Source organism: Streptomyces sp. NPDC025618 (assembly GCF_055558795.1).
Map to the genome: position 1 here is coordinate 342,956 of NZ_JBVHLW010000002.1, position 19,393 is coordinate 362,348.

Consider the following 19,393-nt stretch of genomic DNA (forward strand, 5'->3'; position numbering starts at 1 on the left):
TCCTTCCATGCCGCCCCCGGGCGGGGCCGGGGCCGGGGTGCGGACAGCGCGAAGGGCCGGACGCGGTCGCGTCCGGCCCTTCGTCTCACGTGCGGCCCTTCATGCCACGGCGCGGCTCAGCCGCGCAGCTCCGCGGCGACCAGCTCCGCGATCTGGACGGCGTTGAGCGCCGCGCCCTTGCGGAGGTTGTCGTTGGAGAGGAAGAGCGCGAGGCCGTTCTCGGCGGTCTCGTCCTCACGGACGCGGCCCACGTAGGAGGCGTCCTTGCCCGCGGCCTGGAGCGGCGTGGGGATCTCGGACAGCTCGACGCCGGGGGCGCCCTTGAGCAGCTCGTAGGCGCGCTCGACGGTCAGCGGGCGCGCGAAGCGGGCGTTGACCTGCAGGGAGTGGCCGGAGAAGACCGGGACGCGCACGCAGGTGCCGGAGACCTTGAGCTCCGGGATGCCGAGGATCTTGCGGGACTCGTTGCGGAGCTTCTGCTCCTCGTCCGTCTCGAAGCGGCCGTCGTCGACGATGCTGCCGGCCAGGGGCAGCACGTTGAAGGCGATGGGGCGCTTGTAGACCGCGGGCTCGGGGAAGGTGACGGCCTCGCCGTCGTGCGTCAGCTCGGGCGCCCGGTCACCGACGGCGCGCACCTGGCCGTCCAGCTCCGCCACACCGGCGAGGCCCGAGCCGGAGACGGCCTGGTAGGTGGTGGCGATCAGCGCGGTCAGGCCGGCCTCGTCGTGCAGCGGGCGCAGCACGGGCATGGCGGCCATGGTGGTGCAGTTCGGGTTGGCGATGATGCCCTTGGGGCGGTTCGCGATCGCCTCCGGGTTGACCTCGGAGACGACGAGCGGGACCTCGGGGTCCATGCGCCAGGCGGAGGAGTTGTCGATCACGACCGGGCCCTGGGCCGCGACCTTCTCCGCGAGCGCGCGCGAGGTGGCGCCGCCGGCGGAGAAGAGCACGATGTCGAGGCCGGAGTAGTCCGCGGTGGCGGCGTCCTCGACGGTGATCTCGGAGCCCTGCCACGGGAGCGTGGATCCGGCGGACCGCGCGGAGGCGAACAGGCGCAGCTCGGTGACCTCGCCGATGGGGCCGGCCGTGACCCGCTCGGCGAGGATCTTGCGCATGACTCCGCCGACCTGGCCGGTGGCTCCGACGATTCCGATCCTCACGGGTACTCCCTACTCCTGTACTCCTGTATGTGCGGCTCCATCATGTGGTGCTGGGTGGCCCAAAAGTCCAATCCGCTGTTCAAGGGGCGGACAGCCGAGGGACGGGCAGCCGGCCGAGCGCCTCCGCGCCGGCTCAGGCCTTTTCCGCGCGGGCCTTGCGGCGGGCGAGCAGCGCCTCGCGGCGCTCGTCGAACTTCGTGGCCTCCGCGTTCAGGCCGCCCATGTAGAGGCCGAGCTCCTCCTGGGCGCGCAGGCCGTCCGGGCCGAGGCCGGTGATCTCCAGGACCTTCAGGAAGCGCAGCACCGGCTGGAGCACGTCGTCGTGGTGGATGCGGAGGTTGTAGATCCCGCCGATGGCCATCTGCGCGGCGGCCCGCTCGAAGCCGGGGATGCCGTGGCCCGGCATCCGGAAGCCCACGACGACGTCGCGGACGGCGGCCATGGTCTGGTCGGGGGCCAGCTCGAACGCCTTGCCGAGGAGGTTGCGGTAGAAGACCATGTGCAGGTTCTCGTCCGTGGCGATGCGGGCGAGCATGCGGTCGCAGACGGGGTCGCCGGAGTGGTGGCCGGTGTTGCGGTGCGAGATGCGGGTGGCCAGCTCCTGGAAGGCGACGTACGCGACGGAGTGCAGCATGCTGTGCCGGTTGTCGGACTCGAAGCCCTCCGACATGTGCTGCATCCGGAACCGCTCCAGCGCGACCGGGTCGACGGCCCGCGAGGTCAGCAGGTAGTCGCGCATGACGATGCCGTGCCGGCCCTCCTCCGCGGTCCAGCGGTGCACCCAGGTGCCCCAGGCGCCGTCGCGGCCGAAGAGCGAGGCGATCTCGTGGTGGTAGCTGGGGAGGTTGTCCTCGGTCAGCAGGTTGACGATCAGGGCGGTGCGCCCGATGTCGGTGACCTTGGACTGCTCGGGCGCCCATGCCTCGCCGCCCATCACCCCGTCGAAGTTCCGCCCGTCGCTCCACGGCACGTACTCGTGCGGCATCCACTCCTTGGCGACCGTCAGATGCCGGTTGAGCTCGGCTTCCACGACCTCTTCGAGCGCGAACAGCAGTCGGCTGTCGCTCCACACGGCCCGGGCATGGTGGCGGAGGGGGGCGATGGTCACAGACAGCTCCAGGCAGGGGGGATGATCTTACTTACGGATCCGTAGGTTACGACACCGTAGGTTAAGACCGCGGTAAACGGCAAGGGTGACCGGAATTTGATCTCTCACTTTCTCGGCGGGCGCGGACAAGGACGGCGCGGGCGCACAACAGAACCGCCCGGCGTCCTCGGCCCTTGAAGGACCGTGGACGCCGGGCGGCGGAAGAGAGGAAGGGTCAGCGCGTGCGCGCGTGGTGGGTGTCGCGGGTGTGCGGGTTGTCACCGTGGCGCGAGGCGACCATCACGATGCCGGCGATCACCAGGAAGAGGACGATCGGCGCGGCGACATAGAGGCCGAGCGTGTCGAGCACGCTCAGACCCGGACCCGGGTCGTCACCGTCGTCGCGGGTGAGCGCGAACGCGGGGGACGACATCAGCAGCATCAGCATCGTGCCGGTGGCGATGGCACCGGCACGCACGGCGTTCTTGTTGACCTTATTGCTCACGCGCTCAACGTATAGGACACCTGCTCGCCCCGCGCGTCCGGGGTGGCCCTACGGGGACCTCACCGCCCTGACCTCCTCCATCAGCGCGCGCAGCCGGGGCGAGGCCACCAGCTCCTCCAGGGAGAGGGGCCTGCCCTCCGCGTCGGCGACGGGCAGCCGCCAGTTGGGGTACTGGTCCCACGTGCCCGGCAGGTTCTGCGGCCGCCGGTCCCCGACCGTGTCCGGCAGCCAGACGCCGATCATGCGCGCCGGGGTGAGCAGCAGATAGCGGTGCACGGCCCGGACGGCGGCCTCCTCCTCGGCCCCCTCCGGCAGCAGGCCCAGCCGCCGGAAGAGCGCCAGCCACTCGGCGACCTCGCGCGCGTCCTCCCGCTGCTCTTCGGCGAGCGGGCGGCCGAGCAGGCCCAGCCGGTGGCGCAGCCCGACGTGGTCGCCGGACAGGCGGGAAGCGGTGCTCGGCAGGTCGTGGGTGGTGGCGGTGGCCAGGCAGGACGTGCGCCACCGGGCGGGCTCCAGGGGCTCGGCGGGCTCGCGCGCCCAGTCCCGCTCGAACCACAGCACCGAGGTGCCCAGCACGCCCCGCTCGGCGAGCGCGTCCCGCACGCCCGGCTCGACCGTGCCGAGGTCCTCCCCTATGACGGTGGCGTTCGCGCGGTGCGCCTCCAGGGCGAGGACCCCGAGCATGGCCTCCGGGTCGTAGCGGACGTACGTGCCCAGCGTCGGTTCCCGGCCCTCCGGGACCCACCACAGGCGGAACAGGCCCATCACATGATCGATCCGCAGCGCGCCCGCGTGCCGCAGCAGGCCGCGCAGCAGATCGCGGTACGGGCCGTAGCCGCCAGCCTCCAGGGCGTCGGGCCGCCAGGGCGGCAGACCCCAGTCCTGGCCACGGGCGTTGAAGGCGTCGGGGGGCGCGCCGATGGACATGCCCGCGGCGAAGGCGTCCTGCTGCGCCCAGGCGTCGGCGCCCGAGGGATGGACTCCGACGGCCAGGTCGTGGACGAGCCCCACGCGCATGCCCGCCTCGCGCGCCGCCCGCTGCGCCGCGGCCAGCTGCTCGTCGGTCAGCCAGGCCAGCCAGCGGTGGAAGCCGACGCGGTCGTGGAGCTCCTCGCGGGCGCGGGCCGTGGCGGCGGAGCGCGGATCGCTCAGGCCGCCGGGCCAGCCCCGCCAGTCGGTGCCGTGGACCTCGGCGAGCGCGCACCAGGTGGCGTGGTCCTCCAGCGCCGGCCCCTGCCCGGCGAGGAAGGCGTCGTGGGCGGCCCGGCGCCCGGGGCCGAGCGGCACGGCGCGCACGAGCTCCAGCGCGCGCCGCTTGAGCGCCCAGACGGCGTCCCGGTCGATGAGCTCGCCGCCGCGCAGCACGCCCTCCCGCAGCGCGGCCGCCCGGGTCAGGAGCGCCTCGGCCCGCTCGCGCGCGGGACCGGCCAGGTGGGCGTACTCCGCGACGTCCTCGACGCGCAGGTGCACGGGGTCGGGGAAGCGGCGGGAGGAAGGGCGGTAGGGCGAGGGGTCGGTGGGGGCGCCGTGGGTGCCGGGCACGGCCGCGTGCAGCGGGTTGACCTGCACGAAGTCCGAGCCGTAGGTGCGCCCGGACCAGGCCGCGAACTCCGCCAGATCACCGAGGTCGCCCATGCCCCAGGAGCGGGCCGACAGCAGGGAGTACAGCTGGACGAGGAAGCCGTGGGAGCGCTCCGGCGGCTCGGGCAGCCGCTCGGGAGAGACGATCAGGGACGCGCCGGCGCTCCGGCCGTCGGGGGCCTGGGCCCGCAGGAGGTGCCTGCCGTAGGGCAGGCCGCCGGAGAAATCGGAGGCGTCCGGCACGCGACCGGCGCGCACGGTATTCCGCGCGCCTGCCGGATCCCATGTGGGCCCCTGCCACGCCACACTCCGCCCGTCCTCGGTCTCGACCCGCAGCAGCGTGCCTTCCGGCAGCGCGGGCAGTTCCGGCCGCGAGGGGCGCAGCACCACCGTGGCGGGCAGCAGCCGCAGGGCGTCCGCCTGCTCCCGGGCCTCCAGGGCCTCCTGGACGGACCGGGGGGTGGACGCGTCGACGCCGAGGGCGGCGAGGACCGCGACGACGGTGTCCTCGGACACCGCGACGCTCCTGCCCGGGGCGGGAGCGTAGGAGGTGGCGACGCCGTGCAGGGCGGCGAGCCGCGCTCTGCCCATCCCCACCGCCTCAGATCTCCGGGCTGTCCGTGCCGCAGGGATTACGGGCGGTGGGTTCACTGGTCAGCGGCGGCTCGGGGGTGAGCGGGGGCTCGCTGGTGAGAGGCGTGGTGTCGGCGAGGGGCGGCTCGCTGGTCAGCGGCGGCTCGGTGCAGCTGGTGAGCCCGGAGAGCAGCAGAAGAGCGGACGCGGCCACGGGGGCCTCCTGTGGGTGACGGGGGTGGGTCACGTCATGGCCTACCCACGGATGGCGGGCGCAGACCCAGTTCTTTCGGCGGCGGGTCGGTGGGCGCCCGCGGCGGGCCTTTTCCCCTACCCGCCCCTTCCCGAAACTGGGGGCAAGCCCCCCGACCCCCGAAGCACGCTTCGCGCGCTGTCCTCGAACTCCCCCAGCTACCTCCCCCGGAGGTGCCCCCAACGGGCTGAATTTCACGGGCCGTGGGTTCTTGGCCTGCGGGCCGCAGGTTTGCGGGCTACGGTCCGCGCAATCAGCCCGGCCGGCGATTGAGGGCGCCCGCCGCAGGCGCTACGGAGCCGCACATCCAGCCCGTCCGGCGCTTGAGGACGCGGCCGCGGGCCGCCCCCGCCGCTGGGGGCACCTCTGGGGGCACCCCCGGACGGAGTCTGGGGGAGGTAGCTGGGGGAGGCAACGAAACCCGCACCCAAGCACCGGCAGCAACCAGAGAACCCGCCGCACAATAACCGCACTTCGGTCACGTCCGTTGACACCTTCATCCGCTGGTGATGGGCTCGACCCTCACCGACACGGGGAAACACGGGGAACGTGGGAAAAGGGGAAACGGACCGTGCATTTCCGGAGCAGTGACTCCGCCTTCTCCCACCCTCGCCGCGCCGGGGCCACCGTCCTGGCCGCCGCGCTTCTCGGCGCTCTCCTCGGCGGCGGGGCCGAGGCCCTCGCCACGCCCCGCCCCGACGGCACCGCGGCCTCCGCACCCGACCGGGAGAGCGATTCCGGTCTGCCGCCGGTGTGGCCGCGCCCGCAGAGTTCGCGCGCGCTGGGCGCGTCCGTACCGGTCGGGGACCAGGTCACCCTGATGGCCGACAGCGGCACCGACCCGTATGCCCTGGACGCGCTGCGCGAGATCCTGCGCGCGGCCGGTGCCCGCACGGTCGTGGACGCGGCGCCCGGCGGCACCCCGCCGCCGAGCGGGCTGATCGTCCTCGCGGGCGGGCAGGCCGCCGAGGACGCCCTCAAGTCGCTGGGCGCGCCCGCCGCCGGGGACCTGCCCACGGGCGGCTACCGCCTCGCGACCGGCCAGGTCGACGGCAGGCCCACGGCCGCGCTCTCCGGCAACGGGCCGGACGGGCTCTTCCACGCCGCGCAGACGCTGCGGCAGCTGGCGGTGGCGCGTGACGGCGGGCACGCCTTCGCGGGCGCGGTGATCCGCGACTGGCCGGGCACGGCGGTGCGCGGGCTGACCGAGGGTTTCTACGGCCGGCCGTGGTCGCGTGAACAGCGGCTGGCGCAGCTGGACTTCATGGGGCGCACGAAGCAGAACCGCTATCTCTACGCGCCCGGTGACGACCCCTACCGCCAGGCCCGCTGGCGCGCCCCGTACCCCGCCGAGCAGCGCGCCGACTTCCGCGCGCTGGCCGAGCGGGCCCGCCGCAACCACGTGACGCTCGGCTGGGCGGTCGCTCCGGGGCAGTCGATGTGCTTCTCCTCCGCCGGGGACCTGCGGGCCCTGGAACGGAAGATCGACGGGATGTGGGCGCTGGGCGTGCGCGCCTTCCAGTTGCAGTTCCAGGACGTGAGCTACAGCGAGTGGCACTGCGACGCGGACGCGCGGGCGTTCGGCTCCGGGCCGAAGGCGGCGGCGAAGGCGCAGGCGAAGGTCGCGGGCGCGATCGCCCGGCACCTGGCGGCCAAGGGCGCCGAGGCCGCGCCGCTGTCGCTGCTGCCGACCGAGTACTACCAGGACGGCCGGACCGACTTCCGCCGGGCGCTCGCGGACCAGCTGGACCCGCGGGTGGAGGTGGCGTGGACGGGTGTCGGGGTGGTGCCCAGGACCATCACCGGCGGCGAACTCTCCGACGCCCGCGCGGCGTTCGGGCACCCGCTGGTCACCATGGACAACTACCCGGTGAACGACTTCGCCGAGGACCGCGTCTTCCTCGGGCCGTACACCGGCCGCGAGCCGGCCGTCGCGACCGGCTCCGCCGCGCTGCTCGCCAACGCGGCCGCGCAGCCGACCGCTTCGCGCATCCCGCTGTTCACCGCCGCCGACTACGCCTGGAACCCCCAGGGCTATCGCCCCGACGAGTCGTGGCAGGCGGCCGTCGACGACCTGGCGGGCACCGACGGGCCGACCCGTGAAGCACTGCGGGCGCTGGCGGGCAACGACGCGTCGTCCGTGCTCGGCGGCGAGGAGTCGGCGTATCTGCGGCCGCTGCTGGACGCCTTCTGGGAGGCGCGCTCGGGTACGGACCAGGGCCGACTGACCGACGCGGCGGACCGGCTGCGGTCGGCCTTCGGCACGATGCGGGACGCCCCGGACCTCCTGACCCGGCAGCCCGACGGCTTCGGCGACGAGGTGCGGCCGTGGCTGGACCAGCTGGCGCGGCACGGCCGGGCGGGCATCCGGGCCGTGGACATGCTGACCGCCCAGGCACGCGGTGACGGCGCGGCGGCCTGGCGGGCCCAGCTCGACGTGCAGGAGCTGCGGGAGAAGATCGACGACAGCCCGGTGACGGTCGGCAAGGGGGTGCTGGCGCCGTTCCTCGACCAGGCGCTGGCCCGCGCCGACGGCTGGACGGGCGTGGACCGGCCGGTGCGCACGGCGGGCGCGGCCACCGACGGCGACCCGGCGACGGCGGTCACCCCGCCCGCGGGCGAGCCGCTGACCGTACGGCTGACAGGGCAGCACCCGCTCACGGCCGTCACCGTGCTCACGGCGCCGGGCAAGGGCGTGCGGGGCACGGCCTGGGCCCACGACCCGGCCAAGGGCTGGCAGCCGCTCGGCGCGGTGTCCGACAGCGGCTGGACCCAGGTGCCGGGCAAGGACGTACGGGCCGACGCGCTGCGGCTGGTCTGGGCGGACGGCAGCGACCGGCCGGCCGTGCACGAGATCGCGCCGTGGTTCGGGGACACCCCCTCGGCCGACTTCGAGCTCACCGACTCCGACGTGGCCGCGGAGAACGGCGGGCAGCCCGCCGTCGCCGAGGCCCGGATGATCAACCGGCGGCCGGAGACGGTCCGCGAGAAGCTCACCGTGCGCGCGCCGTCGGGCGTCACGGTCAAGGCGCCCGCCGAGGTGGAGGTGGCGCGCGGAGGCGTGGCCACGGCCCGCATCGAGCTGTCCGTGCCCGCCGGGTCCGCGGCCCGCACCTTCACCGTGCCGGTCAGGCTGGGTGACGTGGAGCGGACCCTGACCGTACGGGCGTACCCGCGGTCCGGTGGCCCGGATCTGGCGCGCGGCGCGAAGGCGGCGTCCTCGGGCGACGCCTCGGCCGACTCCCCCGCGTCGGCGGCCGTCGACGGCAATCCGGCGACGCGGTGGACCGCCGAGCCGGTGGACGGCGCCTGGTGGCAGCTGGAGCTGGCGCGCCCGGCCCGGCTGGGCAGCCTCGTGCTGCACTGGCAGGACGGCCACCCCTCGCGCTACCGCGTCCAGGTCTCGCCGGACGGCCGGACCTGGCGCGACGCGGCCGTCGTCGGCCACGGCGCGGGCGGTACGGAGACGGTGCGCATGGACGCGCCCGGGGCCCGGTTCGTGCGGGTCCAGGGCGGGAAGCGGGCGACGGAGGACGCGTACGCCCTGACCGAGGTGCAGGCGTACGCCGTGGTCGATCAGCAGGGCAAGCCCTGAAGACCGGGCCACCGCCCGCGCGCGGGCGACCGCGCGCACCTATGACGATGGCCCGGTCGACTCAGGCGGAAATGCCGTCGATCCGGGCCATCGCGTCCTCCGCGCCGAATGCCTCCAGATAAGGCAGCCAGCGCGGATCCCTATGTCCCGTGCCGATGATGCGCCATGCCAGCCCGGACGGCGGCGCCGGCTGGTGCCGCAGCCTCCACCCCAGCTCCGCGACGTGCCGGTCGGCCTTGACGTGGTTGCAGCGGCGGCACGCGGCCACCACGTTCTCCCAGGCGTGCTGGCCACCACGGCTGCGCGGGACGACGTGATCGACGCTGGTTGCGACGCCACCGCAGTACGCGCATCGGCCGCCGTCACGGGCGAAGAGGGCGCGGCGGGTGAGCGGAACGGGCCCCCGAAAGGGCACCCGCACGAAGCGCTTGAGCCTCACGACGCTCGGTGCGGGGATGGTGCAGGTCGCGCTGTGCATGAAGGCGCCGGAATCCTCAAGGCTGACGGCCTTTTCATTGAGGACGAGTATGAGCGCGCGGCGGAGCGGTACGACGCCGAGCGGCTCGTACGACGCGTTGAGGACCAGGACATGCGGCACGGGTGCCTCCTTGTACGCCGGCGGCGCGTGGCTCGCGCCGGGACGATCTCCTGCAAGTGTCCCCCGGCCCCCGGCCGGAGCGCCACCATCGTCAGGTAACGGGCCACGGGTGTTTTGGAACACAGTGTGTTCATCCCCCGCCCAAGACCTGCTCCATCTCGAACAGAGCAACGGAGGAACGCGGCTGCCCCGTTAGTGTGGTGTGCTGCCCGCGCCGCCCTTCGCCCGCGGGCGTGGCTCATACGGAGGGTTACCGCTGTGATCTGGTCCGCTGCCCCGGCCGCCGACTCGACGCCCCGTCCCGTGTCCCTGGACGAGGCTCAACGAACGGCCAACGACGCCGCGGGCTGGGTGGAGGAGAACTGGTCCATCTGGCTCAGCAACGGCCTGCGCATGATCCTGATCGTGGTGATCGCGGTCGTCATGCGGTCGCTGATCCGGCGGGCCATCACCAAGCTCATAGCCCGCATGAACCGCACCACGGAACACCTCGACGGCACCGCGCTCGGCGGTCTGCTGGTCAACGCCGAGCGGCGGCGGCAGCGCTCCGAGGCCATCGGGTCGGTGCTGCGCAGCGTGACCTCGTTCCTCATCATGGGCACGGCCGCGCTGACCGTGCTGTCCGTACTCAAGATCAACCTGGCCCCGCTGCTCGCGAGCGCCGGTGTGGCGGGTGTGGCCATCGGCTTCGGCGCCCGCAACCTCGTCACGGACTTCCTCTCCGGCGTCTTCATGATCCTGGAGGACCAGTACGGCGTCGGTGACGAGGTGGACGCCGGCGTCGCCACCGGCACCGTCATCGAGGTGGGCCTGCGCGTGACCAAGCTGCGCGGCTCCAACGGCGCCATCTGGTACGTGCGCAACGGCGAGGTGAAGCGCATCGGCAACCTCAGCCAGGGCTGGGCCACGGCGGGCGTCGACATCCAGGTCCGCTCGGACGAGGACCTGGACCGGGTGCGCGGGATCATCACCCGCGCCGGCGAGGAGATGCAGAAGGACGAGCCGTGGAACGAGCGGCTGTGGGAGCCGGTCGAGGTGCTCGGGCTGGACGCGGTCTATCTCGACTCCGTCGTCATCCGGGTGTCCGCGAAGACGATGCCCGGCGTGGCGCTGGGCGTGGAGCGGGAGCTGCGCTGGCGGATCAAGCGGGCGCTGGACGCGGAGGGCATCCGCATCGTCGGGCGCCCGCTGGACGCGGACCTGGAGACGGCGGCCGCCGACCCGGCGGCGGCGGTGGCCGCCCCCTCGGCCCTGGCGAACCCCACCTCCCCGCAGTCCCAGGCCACCGTGCCGATACCGCCGGGCCCCACGCTCGGGAAGTGATCCGTCGCGGCGGGGCCGGGAAAGAACCCCGCCGCACCCATTGACGTCGCCCTACCGCGGCCTTAACGTCCTGTCTCATTGATAGGAAAGTTTCCTAACAGCTGTGCGGCCGCATCGTCGGCGGCTGATTTCCCGACAGCTGCGTTCCCGAACAGATGAGGCGGAGACCATGGCCGGTGCCCCGGGGACCCCACGTGTGCTGCGGGCCATGAACGACCGGGCCGCCCTGGACCTCCTCATCGCCCACGGCCCCCTCACCCGCACCCGCCTCGGCGAACTCACCGGCCTCTCCAAGCCCACCGCCTCCCAACTGCTCACCCGGCTGGAGGCGGCCGGGCTGGTCCGCCCGACCGGCAACGTCACCGGCCGGCCCGGCCCCAGCGCCCAGCTCTACGAGGTGAACCCGGGCGTCGCCCACGTCGCCGCCCTCGCCGTGGACCCCGAGGGCATCACCGCCGCCGTCGCGGACATCACCGGCCGCGTCGTCGGCGAGCACCGCGTCGAGGCGGAGGCGAGCGCCGAGCCCGTACGGACGCGCACCGCCGCCCTGGTCACCGAGGCGGTCGAGGGGGCGCTCGCCGCGGCGGGCCTCGGCCGCGACGCCCTGCACCGCACGGTCATCGGCACCCCCGGCGCCCTCGACCCGCGCAGCGGCACCCTCCGCTACGCGCCCCACCTGCCCGGCTGGCAGTCCCGTGCCCTCCCGGACGAGCTCGCCGCGGCGCTCGGGACGCCCGTCGTCATCGAGAACGACGTCAACCTCGCCGCGGTCGCCGAGCAGCACGACGGCACCGCCCAGGACTTCGACGACTTCGTGCTCGTCTGGGCGGCCGAGGGCGTCGGCGCCGCCGTCGTGCTCGGCGGCAATCTGCTGCGCGGCGCCACCGGGGGCGCGGGCGAGATCGGCTATATGCCGCTGCCCGGCGCGCCGCTCGCGCGCGGCGGCGAGGACGCGACCGCGGGCCCGGACGGCGGCGGGGGCTTCCAGATGCTCGTCGCCTCGCCCGCCGTGCTCGCGCTCGCGGCCACCCACGGCATCGACGCCACCACCGCGCGGGAGGCGCTGACGCTGGCCGCCGCCACCCCGGGGGGTGGTGACGACCTGCTCGCCGAGCTCGGGCGGCGGCTCGCCGTCGGGCTCGCGGCCGTCGTCGCCGTGGTCGACCCGGAGCTGGTGGTGCTCTCCGGCGAGGTCTGCCAGGCGGGCGGCGAGCGGCTGCGCTCGATGGTCGAGGCCGAGCTCACGGGGCTGTCCCTGCCCCGGCCGCTGCTGCGGCTCAGCGCCGTCCAGGGCTCGCCGATCATCACCGGGGCGCTGCGGGTCGCGCTCGCCGCCGCCCGCGACACCGTCTTCGACACCGCCTGACCGGCCGCCCCGCCTCTCCCCCGCGTCCCCCGCGTTCCCGCGCGCCACTTCCCCGCCCCCTGCCGCAAAGGAAGTCCAGCCATGCCGCGAACGCACCGCCGCGCGCCGGCCCTCCTCCTCCCCCTGCTGCTCTGCGTGGGCCTGCTGGCGGGCTGCGCGAACCCGGCCCGGGGCAGCGCCGACGACGACCCCACCCGGCCGGTGACCCTGCGGTTCTGGCACGGCTGGTCGGAGAAGAACGAGGTCAAGGCGATCGACGCGTCGATCGCCCGGTTCGAGAAGCTGCACCCCAACATCCGGGTGAAGGCGACCGGGAACGTCAGCGACGCGACCGCCGGCCAGGCGCTGCGCGCGGGCGGGAGCGACGCGCCCGACGTGGTGTCCTCCTTCACCACCGACAACGTCGGGCAGTACTGCTCCTCCGGCATGTGGGCCGATCTCGACCCCTTCATGCGGAAATCGGGCCTCGACAAGGAGAAGGTCTTCCCGAAGACCCTGCTGAGCTACACCTCCTACGAGGGCAGGCAGTGCGCCCTGCCGCTGCTCGCGGACGCCTACGGCCTCTACTACAACAAGGACGCCTTCGAGGAGGCGGGCATCTCCCGTCCCCCGCGCACGATGTCCGAATTCCGCGAGGACGCGGCGAAGCTCACCCGGCGGACCTCCGGCGGCTCGTACCGGCAGCTCGGCTATATGCCGGACTTCCGCTTCTACCAGAACAGCCCGGACCGGCTCCTCGCCCAGTGGGGGCCGCGCTACTTCGACGACAAGGGAAAGGCCCGGCTCGCCGATTCCCCCGACACCGCGGAATTCTTCCGCGTCCAGCGGGAGCTGATCGGCGCGCAGGGCGGCTACGGCCCGCTGGAGAGGTTCCGCACCACCTTCGGTGACGAGATGTCCTCGCAGAACGCCTTTCTGACCGGGAAGGTGGCCATGCACATGGACGGCGAATGGCGCGGGCGGATGCTGGACGAGGCCAAGCCCTCCTTCCGCTGGGCCACGGCCCCCATGCCGGTGCCGGACGACCGCCCGGAGACCTACGGCCGCGGCTATCTCACCGGCACGGTCGCGGGCATCGCGCACAGCAGCAAGCACCAGAACGCGGCGTGGGAACTGCTGAGATTCCTGACGGCCGACACCGGTCAGGTGGTCGCGTTCGCCAACGCCATCCACAATCTCCCCTCCACCAACGCCGCGCTCGCCTCACCGGAACTGGACCGCGACGCCACTCTCCGGACCTTCCTCGGCATCGCCGCGAATCCCCGCAGCGTCGGCATGCCGCCGTCAGTCAACGGCGGGCAGTACATCGTCTCGCTCCGCGACTTCTCCTACGACGTCGAGGCGGGACGGGTCCACGACCTCGCGAAGGGCCTGCGCCGGCTCGACCGGCAGATAGACGACGACAACCTCCAGTCCCGCAACTGACGGAGCCCGCCATGGCCATATCCCCAGCACCCGAACTGCGCCGCAGACGCACCCGAGAACGGCTGCGGACGCTCGGCTTCCTCTCGCCGTGGCTGGTCGGCTTCACCGTCTTCTTCGGCTATCCGCTCCTCGCCACCGTCTATTTCTCCTTCATGCACTACAACCAGATCCAGGCCCCGACCTTCGTCGGCCTGCGGAACTGGCGCTATGTGCTGGAGCAGATGCCCCTCTTCGGCCCGGCGCTGTGGAACACCCTCTGGCTCGTGGTCGTCATGGTCGCCCTCCGCGTCGCCTTCGGGCTCGGCGTCGGCCTGCTCATCACCAAGATCAAGACGGGTGCCGGGTTCTTCCGTACGGCCTTCTATCTGCCGTATCTGGCACCGCCCGTGGCCGCGACGGTCGCCTTCGTCTTCCTGCTCAACCCCGGCACCGGGCCGGTCAACGAGGCGCTCTCGGCGGTGGGGGTGTCCGCGCCCAACTGGTTCAACGACCCGGACTGGGCCAAGCCCTCGCTGGTGCTGCTCTCCCTCTGGGGCATCGGCGACCTGATGGTCATCTTCATGGCTGCCCTGCTGGACGTGCCCAAGGAGCAGTACGAGGCGGCCGAACTGGACGGCGCGGGCCCGTTCGCGACATTCCGCTACGTCACCTGGCCGGCCATTCTGCCGATCGTGATGTTCGCGGTGGTGACGGGCGTCGTGCAGACCATGCAGTACTACACCCAGGCGCTGGTCGCCGGAAAACTCGCCTCCGGGGTCAGCATCGGGCCCGGCACGGTCATCCAGCCCGGCTATCCCGACCACTCCACGCTCACCGTTCCGCAGCTCGTCTATTCGCTGGGCTTCCAGAATTTCAACACCGGCGCCGCGTGCGTGCTCTCGCTCGTGCTCTTCGCCATCGCCATGACCGCGACCTCGCTGCTCATGCGCAAGCGGGCCGGCCTGCTGACGGCGGAGGACTGAGCGTGATGACCCGTCGCCGCGCTCTGCACTGGATAGCGGTCCACACCACCGCCATCGCCGCCGCGCTCTTCTTCGTCCTGCCGTTCGTCTTCGTCTTCCTGACTTCGGTCATGAGCGACGACCAGGCGATGAGCGGCGAGCTGTGGCCGCACGAGTGGAACTGGTCGAACTACGCGGAGGTGTTCGACACCCCGGGCTTCCTCGACTGGTGGCGCAATTCCCTCCTCTACGCGGGCCTCGGCACCCTCTTCACCGTGTGCTCGTCGGTCCCGGTGGCCTACGCGCTCGCCAAATTCCGCTTCCGCGGCCGCCGGACGGCGCTCATGCTCGTCATCTCCACGATGATGCTGCCGCCCCAGGTCGTCGTCATCCCGATGTATCTGGTGTGGGCGCAGCAGCTGCACCTGTCGGGCTCCCTCTGGCCGCTGATCATCCCGATGGCGTTCGGGGACGCGTACTCCATCTTCCTGCTCCGGCAGTTCCTGCTGACGATTCCCAGGGAATACCTGGAATCGGCGAAGGTCGACGGCTGCGGTGAGCTGCGCACGCTGCTGGGCATCGTGGTGCCGATGGCGAAGCCGGGCATCGCGGCGGTCGCGCTCTTCCAGTTCTTCTACTGCTGGAACGACTACTTCGGCCCGCAGATCTACGCGGCGCAGAATCCGGGCGCCTGGACGCTCAGTTATGGTCTGGAGTCCTTCAAGAGCGCGCACAGCGTCAACTGGAATCTCACCATGGCGGCGACGCTGCTCGTCATGGCGCCGGTCATCGTCGTTTTCTTCTTCGCACAGAAAGCCTTCGTCGAAGGCGTCACTCTCACCGGAGTAAAGGGCTGAATCCCATGATGCGCACATGAAGCTCGCAGTGGTCGGCGGAGGATCGACCTACACCCCCGAACTCATCGACGGTTTCGCCCGCCTGCGCGACACGCTGCCGCTGACGGAACTCGTCCTGATCGACCCGGCCGCGGACCGGCTGGAGCTCATCGGCCCGCTCGCCCGGCGGATCTTCGCCCGCCAGGGCCACCCCGGGCGCATCACCTGGACCGCCGACCTGGACGCGGGCGTGGACGGCGCCGACGCCGTGCTGCTCCAGCTGCGCGTGGGCGGCCAGGCGGCCCGCGAGCAGGACGAGACGTGGCCGCTGGACTGCGGCTGCGTGGGCCAGGAGACGACGGGCGCGGGCGGCCTCGCCAAGGCGCTGCGCACGGTGCCCGTGGTGCTGGACATCGCGGAGCGCGTGCGGCGGCGCAACCCGGACGCGTGGATCGTGGACTTCACCAATCCGGTGGGGATCGTGACCCGGGCGCTGCTGACCGCCGGGCACCGGGCGGTCGGGCTGTGCAACGTGGCCATCGGCTTCCAGCGGAAGTTCGCCGGTCACCTGGGCGTCGCGCCGGAGGCGGTCGCGCTGGAGCACGTGGGGCTCAACCACCTCACGTGGGAGCGGTCGGTGACCGTCGGCGGCCGTGACGTGCTGCCGGAGCTGCTCGCCGAGCACGGCGAGGCCATCGCCGCCGACCTGCGCATGCCGCGCGGGCTGCTGGACCGGCTCGGCGTGGTGCCCTCGTACTACCTGCGCTACTTCTACCAGCACGACGAGGTCGTCGAGGAGCTGCTGAGCAAGCCCTCGCGCGCCGCCGAGGTGGCCGCGATGGAGCGGCAACTGCTGGCGCTGTACGGGGATCCGACGCTGGACGAGAAGCCGGAGCTGCTGGGCAAGCGGGGTGGCGCGTTCTATTCGGAGGCCGCGGTCGCGCTGACCTCCTCGCTGCTGCGTGACACCGGCGACGTGCAGGTCGTCAACACCTTCAACAACGGCACACTGCCGTTCCTGCCGGACGACGCGGTCATCGAGGTGCCCGCGGCGGTGGACGCCCGGGGCGCGCACCCGGCGCCCGTACGCCCCCTGGAGCCGCTGTTCGCCGGGCTGGTCGCGGGTGTCACCGCCTACGAGCACCTGGCGCTGGAAGCCGCGCTCAAGGGCGGTCGCGACCGGGTGTTCGAGGCCCTGCTCGCGCATCCGCTGATCGGCCAGGCCGCCTACGCGGACCGGCTGGCCGACGACCTGATCGCACACAACCGGGAGCACCTCGCGTGGGCCTGAGCGACTCGGCGTTGGCGATCGACGCCGGTAACAGCAAGACCGACGTGGCTCTGGTGGCCGCGGACGGGACCGTGCTCGGCCAGGCCCGGGGCGGAGGCTTCCAGCCGCAGCGGACCGGGGCCGGGGAGGCGGTCGCGGCCCTGGGGCCGCTGCTGGCCGAGGCGGCGGCGCGGGCCGGGCACAGCGGCCCGGTCCGGGTGGGCCACATCCAGGCGTGCCTGGCCAACGCCGATCTCCCGGTGGAGGAGAAGCGGCTCACGGCGGCGGTCGAGGCGCGCGGCTGGGGGCGTACGGTCACGGTCGCCAACGACACCTTCGCCCTGCTGCGGGCGGGGCTGCCCGACGGGGACGAGCCCGCGGGCGTGGCCGTGGTGTGCGGGGCCGGCATCAACTGCGCGGGGCTGGCGCCGGGCGGCCGCACCGCCCGCTTCCCCGCGATCGGCCACCTCTCGGGCGACTGGGGCGGCGGCGGGCACCTGGCGGCCGAGGCCCTGTGGTGGGCGGCGCGCGCGGACGACGGGCGCGGCGAGGCGACCGAGCTGGCCCGCGTCCTGCCCGCGCACTTCGGGCTGGCGGACATGCCCGCGCTGATCGAGGCGCTGCACCTGGGCACGGTGCGGGAGGAGCGGCAGCACGAGATCACGCCGCTGCTGTTCGCGGTGGCCGCCGCGGGGGACGCGGTGGCGCGGTCGCTCGTGGCCCGGCAGGCGGAGGAGGTCGTGGCCATGGCGACGGTGGCGCTGGGACGGCTGAGGCTGCTGGCGGAGCCGGTGCCGGTGGTGCTGGGCGGCGGTGTGCTGGCGGCACGCCATCCGCTGCTGCACGACCGGGTCGTGGAACTGCTGGCGGCGCGTGCCCCCAAGGCCGTGCCGGTGGTGGTGACGGCGCCGCCGGTGCTCGGCGCGGCGCTCCTCGCCCTGGACCGGGCGCAGGCTCCGGATTCCGCGTACGCCCGGCTGCGGGGGCACTTCGCGTAGGGCCTGATCCCCCCTCACCGGCCGGGCTGGCAACCCCAGCCCGGTCTCTCGCATTCCCTCACCGGGCGCCTGTTCGCGTCATCCTCGCGCCGTGAGAACCGTCACTGCGGACGGGCGCGTTCCGAAGAAATGCCGCTCAAGATCATTTGCGGCCGCAGAATCTCCTGACACGGCGTCAATAACGCCATACGCCAGAAACTTCTCCCCTGGCGATAGTTGACCTTTCATGCACCGAATGTCCATAAAGCGGCCAACCATTCCTCACCCTCCCGGCACCCGTGCAAACATCCGGTCCGCATGGATTGATCACGAAATACAACAAGCAACCGCCATCAAAAGGGATTTGCGGGTGCATTCGTGACAACCCTGCACCTGATCACCTTTCGAGGGGGGTTCGACCCATGTCGTCCAACGTCACCCGACGTCTTGTACTCAGAGGCACCGCCGTGGCCGTGGCCGGTGCCGCGCTGGCCGCTCCGACCGCGCTGGCCGCCACCCGGAGCGCCGCAACGGGCACCATGGACCACTCCGGCCACACCGGACACAGCGATCCCCAGCCGTTCGACGAGATCTACCAGGGCCGGCACATCGTCGGTAAGGCCGCCGAGCCCGGCAGCATGAGCGCCCACCACGGCGGCACCTTCGCGGTCTTCATAGACGACCGTGAGCTGCACATCATGCGGCTCGGCGACGGGACCTGGATCAGCGTCGTGAACCACTACCTCCCCCTCGACGAACCGCGCGCGCTCGCCCGCGCCGCCGTCGAGAAGCTCCGGGGCGCCACGCTCGTCCCGATGACGATGTCCCACTGACGCGTCACTGCCCTCCCACGAACCCGACCCGAAAGGACACGACACCCCATGGCAGTGCGCAAGAACCAGGCGAACCTCACCGCTACCGAGAAGCGGAACTTCGTCAACGCCGTGCTGGAGCTGAAGCGCAAGGGCGGCTACGACGAATTCGTCCGGACGCACGACCAGTTCATCATGAGCGACCGCGACGACAGCGACCGTGTGGGCCACCACGCGCCGTCCTTCCTGCCGTGGCACCGCCGCTTCCTGATCCAGTTCGAGCAGGAGCTCCAGAAGATAGATTCCTCGGTCTCGCTCCCCTACTGGGACTGGACCGCCGACCGCGGGACCAACGCCTCCATCTGGGGCGCCGACTTCCTCGGCGGCAACGGCCGCAGCCGCGACGCCCAGGTGACCACCGGCCCGTTCGCGTACTCCACAGGCAAGTGGAACATCAACGTCAGCGTCGACAACCGCCCTTACCTCCAGCGCGAGCTGGGCGCCGGCGGCCAGCTGCCCACGCGGGCGCAGGTGGACGCCGTGCTCGCCGTGCCCGTCTACGACATGGCGCCCTGGAACGGCCAGTCGGAGGGCGGCTTCCGCAACCTCCTGGAGGGCTGGCGCGGACCGGGCCGGATCCACAACAGCGTGCACGTGTGGATCGGCGGCCACATGGCCACCGGCACCTCCCCCAACGACCCGGCCTTCTGGCTGCACCACTGCTTCATCGACAAGCTGTGGTCCGACTGGCAGCGCATGCACCCCACTTCGGGCTACCTGCCCGCCGGCAACACCCCGAACGTCGTGGACCTCAACGACACCATGCGCCCCTGGAACAACGTCACTCCGGCCGACATGCTCGACCACACGAAGTTCTACACCTACGACCGCTGACGGTCGTCCGGCCGGGCCCGGGAACCGAACGGGCCCGCCGTACGTGGTGGGGTACAGAGGCCGACGCGGGCCCCGGTGAAGATCCCGATCCGAACAAGATCGGCCGGAGACCGGTGTGTTTGTCAGTCCCTGCGGCCATACTGACTGGCCGGGCACCTGTCCTCCACCGCATCGGGTGACGGGCCGCCCTCAGCGAC

The 19,393-nt window shown here is 72.5% G+C and carries 16 protein-coding genes; 10 read left to right on the top strand and 6 right to left on the bottom strand.

Translation table 11 applies throughout. The annotated features are described in order from the left end of the window. Positions 1-116 precede the first annotated feature (116 nt). From ACZ4A5_RS03735 to ACZ4A5_RS03755, 5 genes are all read right to left on the bottom strand, one after another. A complete protein-coding gene (locus tag ACZ4A5_RS03735; RefSeq protein ID WP_467578052.1) occupies positions 117-1,160 on the bottom strand; it encodes an aspartate-semialdehyde dehydrogenase in 1,044 nt (347 codons plus the stop codon). Positions 1,161-1,293: 133 nt separating this feature from the next. Then, positions 1,294-2,268, bottom strand: a complete 975-nt coding sequence (locus ACZ4A5_RS03740; protein WP_467578054.1) for an acyl-ACP desaturase — start codon at positions 2,266-2,268, stop codon at positions 1,294-1,296. 214 nt (positions 2,269-2,482) lie between these two features. After that, entirely contained in the window at positions 2,483-2,752 is a 270-nt protein-coding gene (locus ACZ4A5_RS03745) for a hypothetical protein (protein ID WP_361527963.1), read from the bottom strand. A 48-nt stretch (positions 2,753-2,800) separates the two neighbouring features. After that, positions 2,801-4,924, bottom strand: coding sequence for a 4-alpha-glucanotransferase (gene malQ, locus ACZ4A5_RS03750; protein WP_467578057.1), 2,124 nt, complete (start codon positions 4,922-4,924; stop codon positions 2,801-2,803). 10 nt (positions 4,925-4,934) lie between these two features. Next, positions 4,935-5,120, bottom strand: coding sequence for a hypothetical protein (locus ACZ4A5_RS03755; RefSeq protein ID WP_398868505.1), 186 nt, complete (start codon positions 5,118-5,120; stop codon positions 4,935-4,937). A 610-nt stretch (positions 5,121-5,730) separates the two neighbouring features. Here ACZ4A5_RS03755 and ACZ4A5_RS03760 point away from each other — a divergent pair. After that, positions 5,731-8,754 carry a beta-N-acetylglucosaminidase domain-containing protein gene (locus ACZ4A5_RS03760; RefSeq protein ID WP_467578059.1) on the top strand — a complete coding sequence of 1,008 codons (3,024 nt, stop codon included), beginning with the start codon at positions 5,731-5,733 and terminating at the stop codon, positions 8,752-8,754. Between the two features lie 61 nt (positions 8,755-8,815). Here the strand turns inward: ACZ4A5_RS03760 and ACZ4A5_RS03765 are convergent, their stop codons facing one another. Then, positions 8,816-9,352 carry an HNH endonuclease gene (locus tag ACZ4A5_RS03765; protein ID WP_121798258.1) on the bottom strand — a complete coding sequence of 179 codons (537 nt, stop codon included), beginning with the start codon at positions 9,350-9,352 and terminating at the stop codon, positions 8,816-8,818. A gap of 258 nt (positions 9,353-9,610) precedes the next feature. Between ACZ4A5_RS03765 and ACZ4A5_RS03770 the strand changes: the two genes are divergently transcribed. The 9 genes from ACZ4A5_RS03770 (at position 9,611) to melC2 (ending at position 19,196) form a co-directional block, all read left to right on the top strand. Beyond that, positions 9,611-10,675 (top strand): mechanosensitive ion channel family protein, encoded by a 1,065-nt coding sequence (locus tag ACZ4A5_RS03770; RefSeq protein WP_467578062.1) that lies wholly within the window; start codon positions 9,611-9,613, stop codon positions 10,673-10,675. Between the two features lie 208 nt (positions 10,676-10,883). After that, positions 10,884-12,041 carry an ROK family transcriptional regulator gene (locus ACZ4A5_RS03775; RefSeq protein ID WP_467578064.1) on the top strand — a complete coding sequence of 386 codons (1,158 nt, stop codon included), beginning with the start codon at positions 10,884-10,886 and terminating at the stop codon, positions 12,039-12,041. A gap of 81 nt (positions 12,042-12,122) precedes the next feature. Then, positions 12,123-13,466, top strand: coding sequence for an ABC transporter substrate-binding protein (locus tag ACZ4A5_RS03780; protein ID WP_467578066.1), 1,344 nt, complete (start codon positions 12,123-12,125; stop codon positions 13,464-13,466). An 11-nt stretch (positions 13,467-13,477) separates the two neighbouring features. Beyond that, a complete protein-coding gene (locus ACZ4A5_RS03785; RefSeq protein WP_467578068.1) occupies positions 13,478-14,428 on the top strand; it encodes a carbohydrate ABC transporter permease in 951 nt (316 codons plus the stop codon). A 5-nt stretch (positions 14,429-14,433) separates the two neighbouring features. Continuing rightward, a complete protein-coding gene (locus tag ACZ4A5_RS03790; protein WP_467578070.1) occupies positions 14,434-15,264 on the top strand; it encodes a carbohydrate ABC transporter permease in 831 nt (276 codons plus the stop codon). 16 nt (positions 15,265-15,280) lie between these two features. Beyond that, the gene (locus tag ACZ4A5_RS03795; protein ID WP_467578072.1) at positions 15,281-16,534 is read left to right on the top strand and encodes a 6-phospho-beta-glucosidase; all 1,254 of its coding nucleotides are present in this window, start codon (positions 15,281-15,283) and stop codon (positions 16,532-16,534) included. After that, a complete protein-coding gene (locus ACZ4A5_RS03800; protein ID WP_467578074.1) occupies positions 16,525-17,511 on the top strand; it encodes an N-acetylglucosamine kinase in 987 nt (328 codons plus the stop codon). Before ACZ4A5_RS03795 ends, ACZ4A5_RS03800 begins: the two co-directional genes overlap by 10 nt. Before the next feature lie 401 nt (positions 17,512-17,912). Then, on the top strand, positions 17,913-18,323 hold the full coding sequence (gene melC1 / locus ACZ4A5_RS03805) for an apotyrosinase chaperone MelC1 (protein ID WP_467578076.1): 411 nt from the start codon (positions 17,913-17,915) through the stop codon (positions 18,321-18,323). 48 nt (positions 18,324-18,371) lie between these two features. Next, positions 18,372-19,196, top strand: coding sequence for a tyrosinase MelC2 (melC2, locus tag ACZ4A5_RS03810; protein ID WP_467578078.1), 825 nt, complete (start codon positions 18,372-18,374; stop codon positions 19,194-19,196). The last annotated feature ends 197 nt before the right edge of the window (positions 19,197-19,393 follow it).